General features: G+C 37.7%; 16 protein-coding genes. All 16 read left to right on the plus strand.

Annotation, left to right across the window (positions count from 1 at the left end):
• Window positions 1–32 precede the first annotated feature (32 nt).
• The gene (locus AC6UDC_RS05800) at window positions 33–842 is read left to right on the plus strand and encodes a TIGR00282 family metallophosphoesterase (RefSeq protein ID WP_500694384.1); all 810 of its coding nucleotides are present in this window, start codon (window positions 33–35) and stop codon (window positions 840–842) included.
• Between the two features lie 15 nt (window positions 843–857).
• Window positions 858–3,506 (plus strand): DNA mismatch repair protein MutS, encoded by a 2,649-nt coding sequence (mutS, locus tag AC6UDC_RS05805; RefSeq protein WP_500721719.1) that lies wholly within the window; start codon window positions 858–860, stop codon window positions 3,504–3,506.
• A 12-nt stretch (window positions 3,507–3,518) separates the two neighbouring features.
• Window positions 3,519–5,435 (plus strand): DNA mismatch repair endonuclease MutL, encoded by a 1,917-nt coding sequence (mutL, locus tag AC6UDC_RS05810; protein ID WP_500721721.1) that lies wholly within the window; start codon window positions 3,519–3,521, stop codon window positions 5,433–5,435.
• Between the two features lie 24 nt (window positions 5,436–5,459).
• Window positions 5,460–6,056 (plus strand): Holliday junction branch migration protein RuvA, encoded by a 597-nt coding sequence (gene ruvA, locus AC6UDC_RS05815; RefSeq protein ID WP_500694387.1) that lies wholly within the window; start codon window positions 5,460–5,462, stop codon window positions 6,054–6,056.
• A gap of 15 nt (window positions 6,057–6,071) precedes the next feature.
• Window positions 6,072–7,085: a Holliday junction branch migration DNA helicase RuvB gene (ruvB, locus tag AC6UDC_RS05820; protein ID WP_500721723.1), complete on the plus strand. Its 1,014-nt coding sequence runs from the start codon at window positions 6,072–6,074 to the stop codon at window positions 7,083–7,085.
• A gap of 63 nt (window positions 7,086–7,148) precedes the next feature.
• The gene (yajC, locus tag AC6UDC_RS05825; protein ID WP_500694389.1) at window positions 7,149–7,526 is read left to right on the plus strand and encodes a preprotein translocase subunit YajC; all 378 of its coding nucleotides are present in this window, start codon (window positions 7,149–7,151) and stop codon (window positions 7,524–7,526) included.
• A gap of 73 nt (window positions 7,527–7,599) precedes the next feature.
• Entirely contained in the window at window positions 7,600–8,721 is a 1,122-nt protein-coding gene (dinB, locus tag AC6UDC_RS05830; RefSeq protein ID WP_500721726.1) for a DNA polymerase IV, read from the plus strand.
• A gap of 55 nt (window positions 8,722–8,776) precedes the next feature.
• Window positions 8,777–9,733: a DHH family phosphoesterase gene (locus AC6UDC_RS05835; protein WP_500706851.1), complete on the plus strand. Its 957-nt coding sequence runs from the start codon at window positions 8,777–8,779 to the stop codon at window positions 9,731–9,733.
• On the plus strand, window positions 9,733–11,094 hold the full coding sequence (locus AC6UDC_RS05840; RefSeq protein ID WP_500709455.1) for a DEAD/DEAH box helicase: 1,362 nt from the start codon (window positions 9,733–9,735) through the stop codon (window positions 11,092–11,094). Before AC6UDC_RS05835 ends, AC6UDC_RS05840 begins: the two co-directional genes overlap by 1 nt.
• 260 nt (window positions 11,095–11,354) lie before the next feature.
• Window positions 11,355–14,006, plus strand: coding sequence for an alanine--tRNA ligase (gene alaS, locus AC6UDC_RS05845; RefSeq protein WP_500721728.1), 2,652 nt, complete (start codon window positions 11,355–11,357; stop codon window positions 14,004–14,006).
• 57 nt (window positions 14,007–14,063) lie between these two features.
• Entirely contained in the window at window positions 14,064–14,342 is a 279-nt protein-coding gene (locus AC6UDC_RS05850; RefSeq protein ID WP_500694394.1) for an IreB family regulatory phosphoprotein, read from the plus strand.
• Between the two features lie 8 nt (window positions 14,343–14,350).
• Window positions 14,351–14,776, plus strand: a complete 426-nt coding sequence (ruvX, locus tag AC6UDC_RS05855) for a Holliday junction resolvase RuvX (protein ID WP_500694427.1) — start codon at window positions 14,351–14,353, stop codon at window positions 14,774–14,776.
• 19 nt (window positions 14,777–14,795) lie between these two features.
• Window positions 14,796–15,104 carry a DUF1292 domain-containing protein gene (locus tag AC6UDC_RS05860; RefSeq protein ID WP_500694395.1) on the plus strand — a complete coding sequence of 103 codons (309 nt, stop codon included), beginning with the start codon at window positions 14,796–14,798 and terminating at the stop codon, window positions 15,102–15,104.
• Between the two features lie 96 nt (window positions 15,105–15,200).
• A complete protein-coding gene (locus tag AC6UDC_RS05865) occupies window positions 15,201–15,455 on the plus strand; it encodes a cell division protein ZapA (RefSeq protein WP_500721730.1) in 255 nt (84 codons plus the stop codon).
• Window positions 15,455–15,949: a CvpA family protein gene (locus tag AC6UDC_RS05870; protein WP_500696887.1), complete on the plus strand. Its 495-nt coding sequence runs from the start codon at window positions 15,455–15,457 to the stop codon at window positions 15,947–15,949. The genes AC6UDC_RS05865 and AC6UDC_RS05870 overlap by 1 nt, the downstream gene beginning before the upstream one ends.
• A gap of 14 nt (window positions 15,950–15,963) precedes the next feature.
• Window positions 15,964–18,324, plus strand: coding sequence for an endonuclease MutS2 (locus tag AC6UDC_RS05875; RefSeq protein WP_500721734.1), 2,361 nt, complete (start codon window positions 15,964–15,966; stop codon window positions 18,322–18,324).
• Window positions 18,325–18,376: the final 52 nt, after the last annotated feature.

Consider the following 18,376-nt stretch of genomic DNA (forward strand, 5'->3'; position numbering starts at 1 on the left):
AAGGGTATTACAGTAGAAGATGGAGAGCGGATATGCGATTTTTATTTTTAGGTGACACGGTTGGCAATATTGGGGTGGCAACGGTAGAAAAATATCTACCCTTGCTAAAACATGACTTAAAACCACAGGTAACCATTGTGAATGGCGAAAATGCAACAAAGGTGGGACGTGGGATTAATCATGACCTTTATTTAAAAATTATGCATGCCGGAGCAGACGTGATTACTTTGGGGAATCATGCCTGGAATAATCCAGAAATTTTTGATTTTATTAATCAAACCCAAAATTTAATTCGTCCCCTTAACTATCCTGGAAAAGATGTCCCAGGAAAGGGCTACATAGAAATGAACGTTAATGGTAGTAAGGTAGCTGTGATTAATCTTCAAGGTCGCGTGTTTATGGATGAAATTGATGATCCATTTAGTAAAGTGGATGCGCTTCTTGATAAGCTACATACCAATGGGTTTAATATCATCTTTGTGGATTTTCATGCCGAAACTACTAGTGAAAAGAAGGCCATGGCGCTTCATTTGGATGGGAAAATCTCCGCATTAGTGGGTACCCATACCCACGTGCAGACTAGTGATGGGCAAATCTTACCAAGTGGGACGGCCTTTTTAACTGATGCAGGGATGACTGGACCAGATGATGGAGTGATTGGGATGAAGTTTGAACCCGTTATTAATAAGTTTATGACGGCACGTCCTAATCGGTTTGAGGTTCAAGAGACTGGCGCAGCAGTGTTGTCAGGTTGCTACATTGATGTCGATAACCAGTCTGGCAAAGCTAAAAAAATTAAGAATATTTTAATCAACAAGGATCACCCATATCAAGAATTTTAAAGAGGAGCGATGTTAATGGCAAAATCAAAACAAACTACGCCAATGATGCAACAATATCAAAAAGTTAAGGATCAATATCCTGATGCTTTTTTGTTTTATCGAATTGGCGATTTTTATGAATTGTTTAACGAGGATGCTATTAAGGGTGCGCAATTGTTGGAGTTAACTTTAACCAAACGAAGTAGGAAGTCAGATAATCCCATTCCGATGTGTGGCGTTCCTCATCAATCCGTTCAAAATTACATTGATACCTTAGTAGATAAGGGATACAAGGTAGCAATTTGTGAACAGATGGAAGACCCTCGGACTGCTAAGGGAATGGTAGATCGGGATGTTATTCAGCTAATTACGCCTGGAACTCAAACTGATGCCAATGCCGAAAATGCCAAGGTCAACAACTACTTAACCGCGGTTACTTATAATAAAGATGAGCATTCTTTTGGATTTTCTTACATTGATCTTTCTACAGGTGAGTTAAAGGTTAGCTTGTTAGCAAGCGATGAAGCTGTCTTAAACGAAGTGATTAATCTTAATTCAAAAGAGATTGTAGTTAACAACTCGATCGATGATAATTTGATTCATCAACTAAAGGAAATCGGTGTTCTTATTTCAAAAGAGAATCAAACTTCTGAGGTGGGGTCAAATGTCATTACTAATATTGATGATCCAACGCTAATTGACTCCCTTAAAATGTTATTAACTTATATTTCGGACACACAAAAGCGTAGTTTATCTCATATTCAACCAGCAGTTAGATATGAGCCAAGTTCTTTTTTGAAAATTGATCATAATTCGCAATATAATCTGGAACTAACTAAAAACATTAGGACCGGCAAAAAGAGTGGCACGTTGCTATGGATCGTTGACGATACTAAAACGGCAATGGGTGGTAGAAAACTTAAGCAATGGTTAGAGCGGCCGCTAATTAATCGGAAAGAGATTGAGCAACGCCAGAATCTAGTTGGGACGCTCTTAGATAATTATTATGAGCGGAGTGAGCTTTCCGACAATTTGATTAAAGTTTATGATTTAGAGCGACTTTCTGGACGAATTTCATTTGGCGGAGTAAACGGTAGAGACTTGATTCAGCTGGAGACTTCACTTGAACAAATTCCCAAAATTAAGCATGTTTTAAATGACCTAGATACTCCAGAGTTTGATGAAATTTATCAAAAACTCGATGATGTTAATGATGTGTATGAATTAATAAAAGACGCCATCGTTTCAGAACCCCCAATTTCTGTCACGGATGGTGGAGTCATTAGAAATGGTTATAATAAACAACTTGATCGGTATCGGGATGCCATGAAAAATGGTAAAAAATGGTTAGCTGATATGGAAGCTAAAGAGCGTCAGGAAACTGGGATCCATAACCTCAAGATTGGTTATAATCGAGTATTTGGCTACTATATTGAGGTATCGAAAGGTAATCTTGGTAAACTTGATGATAGTAGGTATGAACGTCTTCAGACACTTACCAATGCGGAACGTTTTTCAACACCGGAACTAAAAGAAAAAGAATCGATTATTTTAGAAGCAGAAGAGAAATCTAAAAGTTTAGAATATGAAATTTTTACACAGGTCAGAGATAAGATTAAAAAGCAGATTCCGCGAATTCAGAAGTTAGCGAGTGGGATTTCACGTTTAGACGTTTTGCAGAGCTTTGCGACTATTTCTGAGAAGTATCAATTTGTAAAGCCCAAGTTTAATAATGGTCATGATTTGAACATTAAAGCAGGACGTCATCCCGTTGTGGAGCGTGTGATGGGGGCTCAAAGTTATGTTCCAAATGATGTGATAATGAATCCAGATATTTCTGAATTATTAATTACTGGTCCGAACATGTCCGGTAAAAGCACATACATGAGACAGCTAGCTCTAATTGTAATCCTGGCACAAATGGGGTGTTTTGTTCCAGCTGATGCAGCCGAGATGCCCATATTCGATCAAATTTTCACTCGAATTGGTGCTGCCGATGACCTTATTTCGGGTAAAAGTACGTTTATGGTGGAGATGAGGGAAGCCAATGAAGCCTTGAAACATGCTTCCGCTAATTCATTGATTTTGTTTGACGAAATTGGACGAGGAACTTCCACATATGATGGCATGGCACTTGCACAATCTATCATTGAGTATATTCATGATAATATTGGTGCTAAAACACTATTTTCGACTCATTACCATGAATTAACCGAATTAGATCAAGAGTTAAAACATTTAAAGAACGTTCACGTTGGGGCAGTCGAAAAAGATGGCAACCTGGTTTTTCTTCATAAAATTATGAATGGACCAGCCGATCGTTCCTATGGGATTAATGTTGCTAAGTTAGCTGGCCTTCCTGATCAGTTGTTGAAGCGTGCTAGCACGGTTCTTTTAAAGCTAGAAGATGATGAGCAACAAAAAAGTAATGATAATCATGCTACTCAAGCTCAAAGTCCCGTTCATAAGGATAACCCAGCATCTACCACGCCATCTAGTTCAATTGATTTAAATGATTCAGAACAAATGGCATTGTTTAAAGTGGATGATCCCAAAAGTGATAAGTCATTAGATAAAAATAAAAGTAAGATTATTGAGGACATTGAGAATACTGATCTTATGAGTAAGACTCCAATTCAGATTATGAATTTGGTGTATAAATGGAAAACTAAGTTAGAAAATTAAGGTGGTGATATTGTGTCCGACATTCATCAATTACCGACAATTCTTTCCGATCAAATTTCGGCTGGAGAAGTTGTTGAGAGGCCAGCATCGGTAGTTAAAGAACTAGTTGAAAATTCAATTGATGCCAATAGTAGTAAAATTGACATTGAAGTGGTTGATTATGGCCTTAAAAAGATTAAGGTGATTGATAATGGATCTGGAATTGCTCCTGATCAAGTTGAGTTGGCGTTTCGACGTTTTGCTACGAGTAAAATTAATAATAAACGTGATTTGTTTCGAGTTAAATCATTAGGATTTCGTGGCGAAGCGTTGCCTAGTATTGCCTCTGTCTCTGATGTGGAAATGAGGACTTCGGATGGTAGAGAACAGGGGTCTGAAATTAAAATTCATGGTGGCAAGGTTGTAAAGGTGGAGCCATCACAGGCACGAAGAGGAACATCGGTCGTCGTTTCTGATCTGTTCTTTAATACCCCTAACCGGCTAAAATATTTAAAGGCACCATCTACGGAACTATCTAAGATATCTGATATTGTCAATCGATTGGCTCTTAGCCATCCTGAAATTGCTTTTTCTTTGACTCATAATGGTCGCGAACTCCTACGGACTTCGGGTCGAAACAACATGCAACAAGTCATTGCTGGAATCTATGGCAATCGAAGTATGAAGCAAATGATTCCGATTAGTGCTGAAAATCCGGACTTTAAATTAAGTGGGTACGTCAGCTTGCCAGAATTAACTAGAGCAAGCCGTAAATATACATCTGTGATCGTTAATGGGCGATTTATTCGTGACTTTGGCATTGATCACGCGATTATTGATGGATACGGATCAAAACTGATGGTTGGAAGATATCCGATTGTCGTTTTAAGTATCGAGATGGATCCAACTTTAGTTGATGTTAATGTACATCCTTCAAAAGAGGAAATCAGAATCTCCAAAAAGAAGGAATTAAGTTCATTCGTCTCACAAACAATTTATGATGCTTTAGCCAAACAAAATCTGATTCCGGATGCTATGAATAACCAGACTTTAAAAAATGGGGTTGCACGTCATAACTCTACGGAAATTTCACTTAATTTAAATCAACTCTATGAAGATCAAAATACACAAAAAAGTTCGATTCCACAGGTTAGTAAGTCAGACTCGATGAAGTCAGTGGCTAATCACAATGCTTATCCAGCTCATCATCAGCCGATTATGATTTATCGAAAAAATGATTTAGATTCGAATTCCGCTCGTAAATTTAAAGCAAAGTACGAAAATGAAGTGGTCGACTTACCGTTTGGTGATAATCAGCAAAGTCCAAATTCGTCTCATGATTTTCCACAATTACGGTATGTTGGTCAAGTTCATGGTACGTACCTAATTGCTGAAAGTTCAGATGGGATGTATGTTGTTGATCAGCACGCTGCTCAAGAACGGATTAATTATGAATACTATCGAAGACAAGTTGGCAATGTGAGTGAAGACGAGCAGAAATTATTGGTTCCAATTGTTCTTGATTACACTTCCAGTGATGCTTTAATTATTTCAAATCATTTGGATCTTTTAGAGAAGAATGGAATCCATTTAGAGTCATTTGGGAAAAATAGTTTTGTCATTAGGCAGCATCCGGTTTGGTTTAAAGCTGGTCAGGAAGAAGATACCATTAAAGAAATGATTGACTGGGTTTTGAGTAATCAACAGCTTTCGATTGCACAGTTTAGAGAAAAAGCTGCCATTATGATGAGTTGTAAACGAGCAATTAAAGCTAATCATCATCTGGATAAGCGCCAGGCTCAGGCCTTGTTAGATAAATTACCACAGTGTGAGAATCCCTTTAATTGTCCCCATGGCCGTCCTGTTTTAGTTCATTTTTCTAATTCAGATCTGGAGACCATGTTTAAGCGAATTCAGGACCCGCATCAAAGTAGAGATGTGAATTTTTAATCCAATAGGAAATGAGTTGATTGTATGTATGAATACTTGTATGGGATGATTACGGATGTGACCCCCAAGTACATTGTTTTAGATGTTGATGGAGTTGGTTACTTAGTTTATGTAGCTAATCCCTATCACTATAGTACTGACCAACAGGTGCGAGTTTATATCCACCAGTCGGTTTCAGACAATGGGATTGCATTATATGGATTTATTTCTTTAGCGGATAAACAACTTTTTGAACAATTACTGAATGTTTCAGGGATTGGATCAAAAAGTGCCTTGGCAATTATGGCTGGTAATGACAGTAATGGTTTAATTAGTGCCATTAATGCTGGAAACATTAAGTATTTAACTAAATTTCCCGGAATTGGGAAAAAGACTGCCCAACAAATTGTGTTGGACCTAAAGGATAAGATTACATCTAATGACGTATTTGTTGGTAGTGTTTCGGTAAATGACGTTGAAGACACTGGAAATAAGCAATTAGATGATGCACTGAGTGCATTACAAGCTCTTGGCTTTAAGCAACGCGAGGTTGATAAAGTTAAAACAAAACTACAGAAAATAGAAGCAGACTATACAACTGATCAATATATTAGTTCAGGTCTCAAACTATTGACTAAGTAGATTAGGAGGAAGTTAATGGCAGATGATCGAATAGTTTCTGGATCAAGTGATGATGAAACCGATGATTCTTTTGAAATGTCACTTCGGCCCCAAAGTTTTGACCAGTATATTGGTCAAGATGATTTAAAAAAGAAACTTAAGATTTACATTCAAGCCGCTAGGCAGCGAGAAGAATCGCTTGATCATGTCTTATTGTATGGACCACCTGGTCTTGGAAAGACCACACTAGCAAACGTGATTGCAAATGAGATGGGTGTTAATATGAAGACAACCACCGGTCCCGCCATTGAAAAAAAAGGTGACTTGGTGGCTCTTTTAAACGAATTAAAACCCGGTGATATTCTTTTTATTGATGAAATTCATCGTTTACCTAAAGAAGTTGAAGAGATGTTATATTCCGCGATGGAAGACTACTATGTTGACATTATCATTGGAAATGACGATTCAACCAAGCATCCCGTTCACTTTGAATTACCACCGTTTACGCTGATCGGAGCTACCACAAGGGCTGGGTTGCTTGATTCACCATTTAGAGATCGGTTTGGTATTGTTGAACGGATGAATTACTATAATGATCGTGATTTAGAAAAGATTGTGAAACGTTCAGCTAAAATCTTTCATAGTAAGATTAAAGAAGATGGTGCTCACGAAATTGCGCTGCGCTCCAGAGGAACTCCCAGAGTTGCTAATCGATTGTTAAAACGAGTGCGAGATTTTGCACAGGTGGCTAATCATGATGAGATTGATGTTGATAACGTTGACACCGCACTTAATGCCTTAGGCGTTGATAAGAACGGATTAGATCGAACTGATCTCAATTTGCTTTCAACGATGATCGACTTTTACGAAGGTGGTCCAGTTGGATTAAACACTTTGGCTGCTAATATCGGTGAAGAATCGGAAACAATTTCTGAGATGTATGAACCATATTTGTTACAGATTGGATATCTCAAGCGGACTGCTCGGGGGCGGATGGTAACAAGAGCTGGTTACAAACACTTGGGTCGAAAATATCCTGAAGCTAATTAAATTAATTGGAAATTTTATCGACAATTTGGTAAGCTATTGTTAAATAAAGAATGAGGTGAAAACATGCAGAACATATCACAATATGCTGGAATTATTGTATTAATTCTTTTGTTCGTTTTAATGTATTTTATGATGATCAGACCACAAAAGAAGCAACAACAAAAGCATCAAAACACTTTGAAGAACTTGCGCAAGGGTGATCATGTGGTTACCATTGGCAGACTTCATGGAATTGTTGATCAAATTAATAATGAAAAGCGAACGGTTACTTTAGACTGTGATGGTCTTTATTTAGTATTTGACCTCAACGCGATTGCAAGTGCAAGTCGTCCAGGAGAAGATAGTGCTTCAGATGATTCAAAAAAGAGGGATACTTCCAAAAAGGACGAATCAGAAAAAGCATCTGATGTAAGTAATAATTCAAATGATGACAACGCTTAATAAGAGGGTCGGATGAGTCCGATCTTTTTTATTGGATGAACAAGAACGTACGTTTGGGACAGAAGGTGAACTTTTGGAAGAATCAATTCAAATCAATCATTCACGTCGGATTTTACATGTTGATATGGATGCTTTTTTTGCCTCAATTGAGCAACGTGAGCATCCTGAATTTGTTGATCAACCACTCATTATTTCTAAAGATCCAAGGACAACTGGTGGTCGTGGAGTAGTGACCACTGCTAATTACCCAGCGAGAAAGTTTGGCGTTCATTCAGCAATGCCTGCTAGTAAAGCACTTGAACTTTGTCCTAAGGGAATTTTTAAGGCACCCGAATTTGAATTGTATCGAAGCGTCTCGCATCAAATTCATGCGATTTTTCATGAATATACCGACCGAATTGAAACCGTTGCGCTTGATGAGGCTTACCTTGACATCTCAGATAACAAAAAGGGAATTGATAATCCGGTACTGATTGCTCATTTGATTCAAAGTGAAATATGGGAAAAGACTCATCTAACTTCTTCCACCGGGATTTCTTACAATAAGTTTTTGGCCAAGGAGGCTTCTGATTACCGGAAACCTGCTGGAGTTTCTGTGATCGATGTGGAAGATAGTCACGAATTTTTGATGAAACTTCCCATTGAATGTTATCGGGGTGTTGGAAAAAAGACGCTTCAAAAAATGCAACGATTAAACATCCAAAATGGTTATGATTTATACCAACAATCAGAGATGGATCTTATCAAGAATTTTGGTAAGTTTGGTTATTTTTTGTATCGTCGAGTTCGCGGATCCGATGATCGACCGGTTGAGTATCAAAGAGAGCGCAAATCAATTGGAAAAGAAAGAACTTATGGTCCTAAGTTAAAAAGCCGACAGGAAGTGGAATCACAACTCCATAAGATTTCTGAGATGGTGGAGCAGTCATTAAATCAGCATGAGAAACATGGAAAAGTTTTAGTCTTAAAGGTCAGGTACAGTGACTTTACTACGTTAACCAAAAGAGTTTCGTGGAATGATTTTATGGAAAACGATGCCCGTCTTTTTTATGATTTGGCAATGGAGCTTTTTGATTTGCTTCCTGATGCCACTAATGGCGTTAGATTGTTGGGAATAACACTTACTAGTCTTTCAGGCTTAGGGTTTCAAAACGTTAAGCTTCCCTTGTATTCAGATCCTCACTTTGAATTATAGTGTTTGTGGGTTATACTTAACTGTTAAATAATTAAGATTATTAGAGGCTATTTTAATGAATACAAAGCAGCAAATTAACGAAAAAATCAAGGAATATCCGACGATTATTATTCACAGACATCAGAGTCCTGATCCAGATGCGGTTGGTTCTCAAATTGGGTTGGCTAGCATTATTAAAGCATCTTATCCGAATAAAAAGGTTTTGACCGTTGGAAAACAGTATCCAGGCTTTGATTGGTTAGGAAAAGTTACGAAAGCAAGTGACGATGATTACAAGAATGCCTTAGTGATTGTGGTTGATACTGCTAACCAGCCGCGAATTGATGATGATCGTTATACAAAGGGAAAATATTTAATTAAAATTGATCATCATCCAAATGACGATCAATTTGGGGATTTGATGTGGGTTGAACCAGAAGCATCAAGCACTTCCGAATTAATTTATGATTTATTTGCTGCTAATGATGATTTAAAGATGACAGATGATGCAGCTCGTTTATTGTATGCTGGAATCATCGGAGATACTGGTAGATTTAAGTATTCATCGACTTCATCGCATACGTTTGAAGTGGCAGGCAAATTAGACCAGTACGATTTTTCGATTACCGATGTGGCCCAAATTGAAGATGAAATTGATACTGCCCAAGCCCGTTTGGCTGCTTATGTATACAATAATTTGAAAATTGACGACAATGGGGCTGCATATGTAGTTTTGACTAATGAAGTAATTAAGGACCTCAACTTAGGTGATGATAGTACGTCATCAGTGGTTCCGTTGCCCGGTAATATTGGCACTGTGGTTTCTTGGGCGATTTTTGTCCAACAAAAAGAAGGAAATTATCGCATTCGATTGCGTTCTAAAGGACCATCCATTAACGAATTGGCTAAAGAACACAACGGTGGTGGTCATGCGCTTGCAAGTGGAGCTAAAGCTGCTGATGAGGATGAGATTAAACAAGTTGTTAAGCAGCTAGGAGAAATTGTGAAACAGTACAAAAAGGAGAACAATTAATGGGAGCTTCATTTAAAGATTATCATTTTCAACCCTTCATTAGTGATGCCATTCAGGACCTGGGATTTCATAATCCTACTCCAATTCAAACTAAAGTAATTCCAACCATTAAACATGGAAAAAGTGTGATTGGTAAGTCTGCTACTGGTAGTGGAAAAACTCATGCCTTTCTTTTGCCCATTTTTGATGGTTTAGATCTTAATAAAGAAGATGTTCAGGTTGTCATTACAACCCCCAGTAGGGAATTAGCATATCAAATTTATGACAATGCAAAACAAATTGCTAAATTCTCTGATAAAACCATTCACATTGGAAATTATGTCGGAGGAACTGATAAGGAACGCCAAGTTTCAAAGCTTGAGCATGAACAACCACAGGTAGTGATTGGTACTCCAGGTCGCATCTGGGATCTTGTTAAAAATGGTGATCTTGAAATCCATCGTGCTCGACAACTAGTAATTGATGAAGCCGATATGACTCTAGACTTGGGTTTTTTAGATACAATTGACAAGATTGCTTCTAAAATGGCCGCGGATTTACAAATGATGGTATTTTCTGCTACTGTTCCACCGAAGTTAAGGCCATTTCTAAAAAAGTACATGAAGAATCCGGTCATGGATGATATTCCCACCAAAACGGTTATCAATCAGGATGTTTCTAACTGGTTGATTTCGACTAAGGGAAAAGATAAAAATGATTTAATTTATCAGCTGATCACGATGGGTGAGCCGTATTTGGTACTTATTTTTGCGAATACGCGTGAGCGGGTAGATGAGATCTATGATTATCTAAAACAACGTGGATTAAAAGTTGCTGAAATCCATGGAGGAATGCAACCGCGAGTTAGAAAGCGGGTTATGAAGCAGATTCAAAACCTTGATTATCAATTCGTGGTGGCGTCTGATCTAGCGGCCCGTGGAATTGATATTTCAGGAGTTTCTCATGTTATTAATGATGATATTCCAACTGATCTAGAATATTTTATTCACCGAGTTGGAAGAACCGGTCGAAATGGGATGAAAGGGACTGCCATCACTCTATATGCACCAGGTGAAGAACAAAAGATCTCTGAATTGGAGAAAATGGGGATTAAATTTACTCCTAAAGAAATTAAACATGGAGAAGTAGTTGATACTTATGATAGAAGACGGCGAGCTAAACGTCGTGAGCCCCAAAATAAATTGGATCCTACTATGATTGGTTTGATTAAGAAAAAGAAGAAAAACGTTAAACCTGGATACAAAAAGAAGATTCGCCGTGCTATTAAGCAAAAAAGTGATGAAGATCGTAAAATTGAGATCAGAAATCAAATTCGAGCCCGCAAGAAGCAAAAAAAGCGTAGCTCGCAGCGTTATCAGTAAGAGTCTAATTGACAGTAGTTTATTTTCTGGATATAATTTAAATTAGTTGGATATGTCAAATTAGTGAAGTACTACAGGAAGGTTTGAAAAATGAAAACAGACCGTACTTAGTTATTTTGATGCTACCAAACAGTAGATCGTTTCCCACGTTATAGGGACTAAAGAGGTAATGACAACATCGTTGCAAGTAAAGTGGTACCGCGTCCCGGCGTCTTTGCTAGCAAGGGTGTTTTTTATTTTTTATTATTATGGAGGATATCATGAAAAAGCTCAGCAGTAGTCAAGTTCGTCAAATGTTTCTTGATTTTTTCAAAGAGAAGGGTCATACCGTGGAACCAAGTGCCTCACTAGTCCCAAAGGATGATCCCACTTTACTTTGGATTAATTCTGGGGTTGCCACCATGAAAAAGTATTTTGATGGTTCAGAAGTTCCAAGTAATCCACGATTAACTAGTTCACAGAAGAGTATTAGAACTAATGATATTGAGAACGTTGGTAAAACGGCAAGACACCAAACTCTGTTTGAGATGCTTGGTAATTTTTCGGTTGGTGATTATTTTAAAAAAGAAGTCATTCCGTGGGCATACGAGTTATTGACTAGCCCGAAGTGGTTTGGATGGGATCCAAATAATTTATACGTCACCGTTTATCCTGATGACAAAGAAACAAAGGAATTATGGGAAAAGGCCGGGATTGCGCCTGATCATATTGTTGAAGCAAAGGACAATTTTTGGGACATTGGTCAAGGTCCCTCAGGTCCTGATTCGGAAATTTTTTATGATCGGGGTGAAAAGTACGATAACTTGGCACCTGATGATCCCGAAAATTATCCTGGCGGTGAAAACGAGCGATATTTGGAAGTTTGGAATATTGTGTTTTCTCAGTTTAATCACACGCCTGAAGGAACCTATGAGCCACTTCCAAGAAAAAACATTGATACTGGAATGGGACTTGAACGGGTTGTATCAATTTTCCAAGATGCACCAACTAACTTTGAAACCGATTTATTTATGCCAATTATCAAGAAAACTGAGGAATTAAGTGATGGTAAGAAGTATGATGGTAATCGGAAAGATGACATCCCCTTTAAGGTCATTGCCGATCACATTCGGGCAATTACCTTTGCCATTGGTGATGGGGCCCTTCCCTCAAATGAAGGACGAGGTTATGTCATTAGACGCCTGATTAGACGGGCAACTGTTAATGGACACGAATTAGGTATTAATGATGCCTTTTTGTATAAACTAGTTCCCGTTGTTGGTCAAATCATGCAATCTTATTACCCCGATGTTCTTGAACAGAGTGGTTATATTAAAAAGATCGTTAAAAATGAGGAAGAGCGTTTTAACACCACGCTAAGCGATGGCTTGCAACTGCTTAATAACCTTATTTCTGAGACTAAGACCAATTCTAAAAAAGAAATTTCTGGTAAAGATGCCTTTAAACTCTACGATACTTATGGTTTTCCCCTTGAACTTACCGAGGAATATGCTGGTAATGAAGGGGTTAAAGTGGATGAAACTGGTTTTGATGTTGAAATGCAAAAGCAACAAGACCGGGCTAGAAACGCTCGTGGGTCGAAGAAATCGATGAAAGTTCAACGAGATTTGTTACTTGATATTAAAACTCCTAGTGAATACGTGGGATACGATCGACTAACCGTTGATGCTGCTAAACTTAATGATATTATTTTTGATGAAAAGCTGACAAATCAGATCACGCCGGACCAAAAAGAAGCTGAATTAATTTTCGATAAAACACCATTCTATGCTGAAATGGGTGGTCAAGTAGCCGATAGTGGTAAGATTTATAACCAAAATGGTGACGAAGTGGCTGAAGTTGAGGATGTCCAAAAAGCTCCAAATGGTCAAAATCTTCATACTGTTAAAATTACCGGTGATATGAAGAAAGGTGAGAAGTACAAGTTAGTTGTTGACCGCAATTTCCATGATCGGGTTGAGAATAACCATACGGCAACTCATCTATTAGATCAGTCACTAAGAAATGTTCTTGGTGGTCATACGCAACAAGCTGGCTCACTAGTTCGTCCTGATTATCTTCGTTTTGACTTTACCCATTTTGGTCAAGTCACTGACGCTGAACTGCAAAAAGTTGAGAACATGGTTAATCAAAAGATTTTTGCTGCCATTCCCGTTCAAACCGTTGTGACCGACCAAAAAACCGGAAAAGAAATGGGCGCTATTGCACTTTTTGACGCAAAGTATGGCGATGAAGTTCGAGTAGTAAAGATTGATGATTTTTCAATTGAGTTTTGCGGTGGCGATCATGTTAAAAATACCAGCCAGTTGGGATTATTTAAGATTGTCTCTGAGACCGGAGTTGGATCTGGAGTCAGAAGAATTGAAGCTGTTACCTCTAAAGATGCTTTTAATCTTTTAAATGATGAGGAACGAATGTTAAAGGAAATTGGAAAGACAGTTAAGTCGCCAACAACCGATGAAATTCCCGGCCGTGTTAAACAATTACAAGGTCAAATTAAGGATTTGGAAAGTCGACAAGAATCACTTGAAACTAAGCTAGCTAACCAGGAAGCCGCAGACATTTTTGATGATGTTCAAGACGTTAACGGAGTCACTTTGATTGCAGGACACTTAAAAAATGCTAATATGAGTCAACTAAGAGAATTAGCTGATACCTGGAGAGATAAAAACGCTTCAGACGTTCTTGTTCTTGGGACTGGTACTGATGACAAAGCTAATTTATTAGTTGCAGTTAGTGAGGATCAAGTGAAGGCTGGAATTAAAGCTGGTGATTTAATTAAATCAATTTCTAAAAATATCAACGGTGGTGGAGGGGGTCGTCCTAACATGGCCCAAGCTGGTGGTAAAAATCCAGCTGGTATTGATGATGCTTTAAAAGCTGCCAAGACCTGGATTAAGGAACATAAGTAATAGTTGTTATTTGAAAATTAGTCGTGTATTATCTTTTTTGTAGGGGAGGGATCTATGATGGAGCACAAACAAGAAAACATTTCATTATTTAAAGACAAGTCGAATCTAGATATTCATAAGACGCTGGCGACTGTTTACCAAGCCTTAATTGAAAAGGGATATGATCCTTATGTTCAATTAGTTGGTTATTTAACATCTGGCGATCCAGCATATCTTCCAAAATTGAATAATGCGCGGACGCTAATGTGTCATTACGATCGAGAAGAAATAATTGATGTGCTTTTACATTCATATTTGAAGGGTAGAACACCATCAATGGATGGGACGTCAGATTAGTGAGGTTAATGGGATTAGATGTTGGATCGAGAACCGTTGGTGTAGCCATGAGCGATGCTTTAGGGTGGACATCTCAAGGAATCGAAATCGTTAAAATCAACGAAGATGAAAAAGAGTTTGGGTTAAAACGAATGAAGGAATTAATCCAGAAATATGATGTCAAAGGCGTTGTCATTGGACTACCTAAGAATATGAATAATACTTCTGGTCCAAGAGTAGAAGCTTCGAAAAATTATGGGGATTTGATAAAGAAAAATTTTAATCTGCCAGTTGATTTTGAAGATGAACGACTCACCACTGTTGAAGCTGAACGAATGCTGATTGAACAAGCTGATGTTTCAAGAGCAAAACGAAAAAAAGTTATTGATAAGGTTGCGGCTGAATTGATTTTACAGAGTTACCTTGATCGTAAAGGTAAGTTATGTAATTTCTAATTAGAAAAGAGGAACTAATATGAGTAAAGAAAACGAGAACAACCAACAAGAACAAGTTACGCTTGTCGATGAAGATGGAAAAGAAAGTTTGTATAATATTTTATTTACCTTCTCATCTGATGATTACAATCGTTCCTATATTTTTATTTATCCAGCAACAGATGATGATAACGATGAAGTAGATATTGAGGCTTATGCATTGCCAAAGGATGATGATCCTGCTAATCCAAGTGGTGGAGAATTAGAACCAATTGAAGATGACAATGAGTGGGAAATGGTTCAAGAAATGCTTGATACATTCCTGCAATCAGGACAAGATCAAAAATAATTAAATAATTAAGTGATGCTGGAAATCCAGCATCCTTTTTTTAATTAATTTAAAGGATTTTCATGATAAAATGGAAGCATTGCGGGAGGTTTTACTTTGGCTGGTAAAAATAGATTTAAAACTAAAATTGGTGGGAAGGAATATACTTTTATTGGGGATGCTTCAGATGAACACATGGAGACAACTGCGCGTATCTTAAACAATCAGTTGGCACAGTTAAAAAACATCTCCAAGGGTGTAAGTGATGAAGATGCTGCCATTTTAATTGCGTTTAATGCAATTTCTGATCAATTAAAAAAACAATTAGAACTTGATAAGATTAACAATAAAGCGAAGGATGACGAAGACTAATGTTATTTACAATTATCATCATAATTATACTAATCTTTTCGATTGTCCATGGTTATCATCGTGGCCTGGTAAATGAGTTATTCAGCTTTATTAGTTATTTGATTGCTGCAATAATTGCGTTTGTTTATGTGATTCCGGTTGCTGATTTTTTAAGAACCGTCTCTAACATGATTTTAGCGACCCATGCCTACAGCAATACTGGCTTCTGGCGGGGACTATCATTTTTGGTAACTTTTGTAGTAGTGGCGGTTATTTTAAGATGGGTTTCACATCTATTGAATCGAATTGTTTCTTTGCCAGTGTTAAGACAACTGAATTCACTCTTGGGTGCGGTTGTTGGCGTAATCATTAGTTTGTTAGTGATAATGTTAATACTTGATGGATTATTATTGACTAACAATAATTGGGTAAATACTGAATATCAAAATTCAACCGTCTCACAGATGATCACGATGAATTCTCCACACTTATTTAATCAAATGATAAATCGGTAAAATGGGATGAAAAAATGAACGAAAAAGTACTTGATACATTAGAATATAACAGAGTGAAGCAGTTGCTGGATCAGTTTCTAACCACTGAAAATGGATCAAGAGAATTAAAACAATTAAGGCCCAGTAGTGATTATGATGTAGTCTCTCACTCATTGGATGAATCAGATGACGGATCACATATTTATCGCCTAAACAAAATGATCCCAGTTCCCAGGTTAAATGACATTACTCCATACGTGAAACGATTAGCGGTTAATGCCGATTTAAACGGTACTGAGTTGGCTCAAGTTAGTGCGGTTTTACTTGCAAGTGTGCGGGTTAAAACTTTCTTTGATAATTTAGCGGATGATAAAATTGATTTGAATGTTTTGTACGATGAAGCCAAGAACTTTAATGATCTTCCGGAAGTTTCAAAACGACTTGAGACGTCAATTGACGAAGATGGACGAGTGTTAGATTCGGCATCTAATCAGTTGCGTTCCATTAGAAGAGAAATCGCGCGCTTAGAAGCTAATATTAAAACTACCATGAATAAGTTTATCCATGGCAAACAATCGAAATATTTGAGTGAGCCAATCATCACGGTTCGAGATGGTCGTTATGTTATTCCAGTTAAGGCAGAAGACAAACAAAAATTTGGTGGAATCGTTCATGATCAAAGTACAAGTGGATTGACTTTGTACATTGAACCTCAAAGTGTAGTCTCATCTAATAACGATCTGAGAAGATCACAACTAGATGAGCGCAAAGAGATTCATAAAATTTTGGGTGAATTATCCGACATGATTAGACCTTATCAAGAGGAACTCATGGAAAATGCTTCTAAATTAGGCCATTTTGACTTGATCAATGCTAAAGCCAAGTTTGCAGATCAGATGAATGCAACTAAGCCAAGTGTTTCAAGGGATAATCATGTTAATTTAAAAAATGTCAGGCATCCGTTAATTGACCAGCAAAAGGTTGTTGGAAATGATATTTCAATTGGATCTGATTTTCGACAAATTATTATTACTGGTCCGAACACGGGTGGTAAGACGATTACCATCAAAACGCTTGGGATAAATCAGTTAATGGCCCAATCTGGAATTTTTGTAATGGCAAATGAAGGTAGTCAAATTGGTGTTTTTGATAATGTGTTTGCTGACATTGGGGATGAACAGTCGATTGAGGCTAATCTTAGTACCTTCTCGTCTCATATGGATAATTTGATTGACATTTTAAAACACATTACTAAGAGAAGCTTAATTTTAATTGATGAACTAGGTGCTGGAACGGATCCTAAAGAAGGAGCGGCATTAGCTATGTCGATTCTAGATAAAATCGGTGAATCAGGTAGTGAAGTGTTGGCCACCACTCATTACCCAGAACTGAAAGTTTATGGCTACAATCGGCCCGAAACGATCAACGCCTCAATGGAATTTGATGAGAAGACCCTTGAGCCAACCTATCGACTATTGATGGGGGTTCCAGGACAAAGTAATGCTTTAAACATTGCTAAGCGACTGGGATTGGATGAGTCGATCATTTCTGAAGCTAGTTCACTAATGGATTCTAATAGTCAAGATATTAATAAAATGATTAAGCAACTAACAAAACAGACTAAAGCTGCCGATGAACGTGCCCGTAAGCTCAAGGTGGAACTGGCAGATAATGAACAATTGCACGCTAGGTTAGACGAGCAACTCACTAAGTTTAATAATAATAAAGATACGATGGTTAATGATGCCAAGCGTCAGGCCAATCAAATTGTTTCAAAAACAAGACGAGAAGCTAACGAAATTATTAATCATCTTCATCACCTTCAACGTCAAAGTAAACAATCAGTCAAAGAAAATGAATTAATTGATGCTAAGGGAAAGATCAATTCTCTTGAACAGCATCCAGAACTTAAACATAATCGTGTTTTGAAACGAGAAAAAGCAAAGCATAACTTTAAAGAGGGTGATGACGTACTGGTTAAGTCTTATGGGCAAAGGGGTGTTCTGCTTAATAAGATTGGTAGAGATAATTGGGAAGTGCAACTTGGAATTTTAAAGATGAAAGTTTCCGAGTCTGACCTTGAAAAGGTTCAAAAAGAGACTTCAAAGCCGAAAAAGCACACGCCTAGTGTGCGGCGAACGCGTTCAAGTGGGATTTCACCAACCCTTGATTTACGTGGTGAAAGATATGAATCAGCCATGCAACAACTAGATCGTTACATTGATTCCGCTCTTTTGGCTGGTTATCCATCCGTTACCATTATTCATGGGAAAGGAACCGGAGCTCTACGTAAGGGAGTCATAAATTATCTAAAACGCAATCGCCGCGTTAAGGAATTTGGTTTTTCACCAGCAAATGCTGGTGGGGACGGCTCAACTGTCGTCAAGTTTAAGTAGATTGTATGCAACTTAGTTGCATTTGAATCAATACGTGTTTATACTTACTCAT

Source organism: Fructilactobacillus sp. X7R7C1, from assembly GCF_059901065.1.

What these genes read in the sequence shown, in the direction of transcription:
- AC6UDC_RS05800 (WP_500694384.1), top strand. Translation starts at nt 33, where the DNA reads ATGCGATTTTTATTTTTAGGTGACACGGTTGGCAATATTGGGGTGGCA.
- mutS (WP_500721719.1), top strand. Translation starts at nt 858, where the DNA reads ATGGCAAAATCAAAACAAACTACGCCAATGATGCAACAATATCAAAAA.
- ruvA (WP_500694387.1), top strand. Translation starts at nt 5,460, where the DNA reads ATGTATGAATACTTGTATGGGATGATTACGGATGTGACCCCCAAGTAC.
- ruvB (WP_500721723.1), top strand. Translation starts at nt 6,072, where the DNA reads ATGGCAGATGATCGAATAGTTTCTGGATCAAGTGATGATGAAACCGAT.
- yajC (WP_500694389.1), top strand. Translation starts at nt 7,149, where the DNA reads ATGCAGAACATATCACAATATGCTGGAATTATTGTATTAATTCTTTTG.
- AC6UDC_RS05835 (WP_500706851.1), top strand. Translation starts at nt 8,777, where the DNA reads ATGAATACAAAGCAGCAAATTAACGAAAAAATCAAGGAATATCCGACG.
- AC6UDC_RS05840 (WP_500709455.1), top strand. Translation starts at nt 9,733, where the DNA reads ATGGGAGCTTCATTTAAAGATTATCATTTTCAACCCTTCATTAGTGAT.
- alaS (WP_500721728.1), top strand. Translation starts at nt 11,355, where the DNA reads ATGAAAAAGCTCAGCAGTAGTCAAGTTCGTCAAATGTTTCTTGATTTT.
- AC6UDC_RS05850 (WP_500694394.1), top strand. Translation starts at nt 14,064, where the DNA reads ATGGAGCACAAACAAGAAAACATTTCATTATTTAAAGACAAGTCGAAT.
- ruvX (WP_500694427.1), top strand. Translation starts at nt 14,351, where the DNA reads ATGGGATTAGATGTTGGATCGAGAACCGTTGGTGTAGCCATGAGCGAT.
- AC6UDC_RS05860 (WP_500694395.1), top strand. Translation starts at nt 14,796, where the DNA reads ATGAGTAAAGAAAACGAGAACAACCAACAAGAACAAGTTACGCTTGTC.
- AC6UDC_RS05870 (WP_500696887.1), top strand. Translation starts at nt 15,455, where the DNA reads ATGTTATTTACAATTATCATCATAATTATACTAATCTTTTCGATTGTC.
- AC6UDC_RS05875 (WP_500721734.1), top strand. Translation starts at nt 15,964, where the DNA reads ATGAACGAAAAAGTACTTGATACATTAGAATATAACAGAGTGAAGCAG.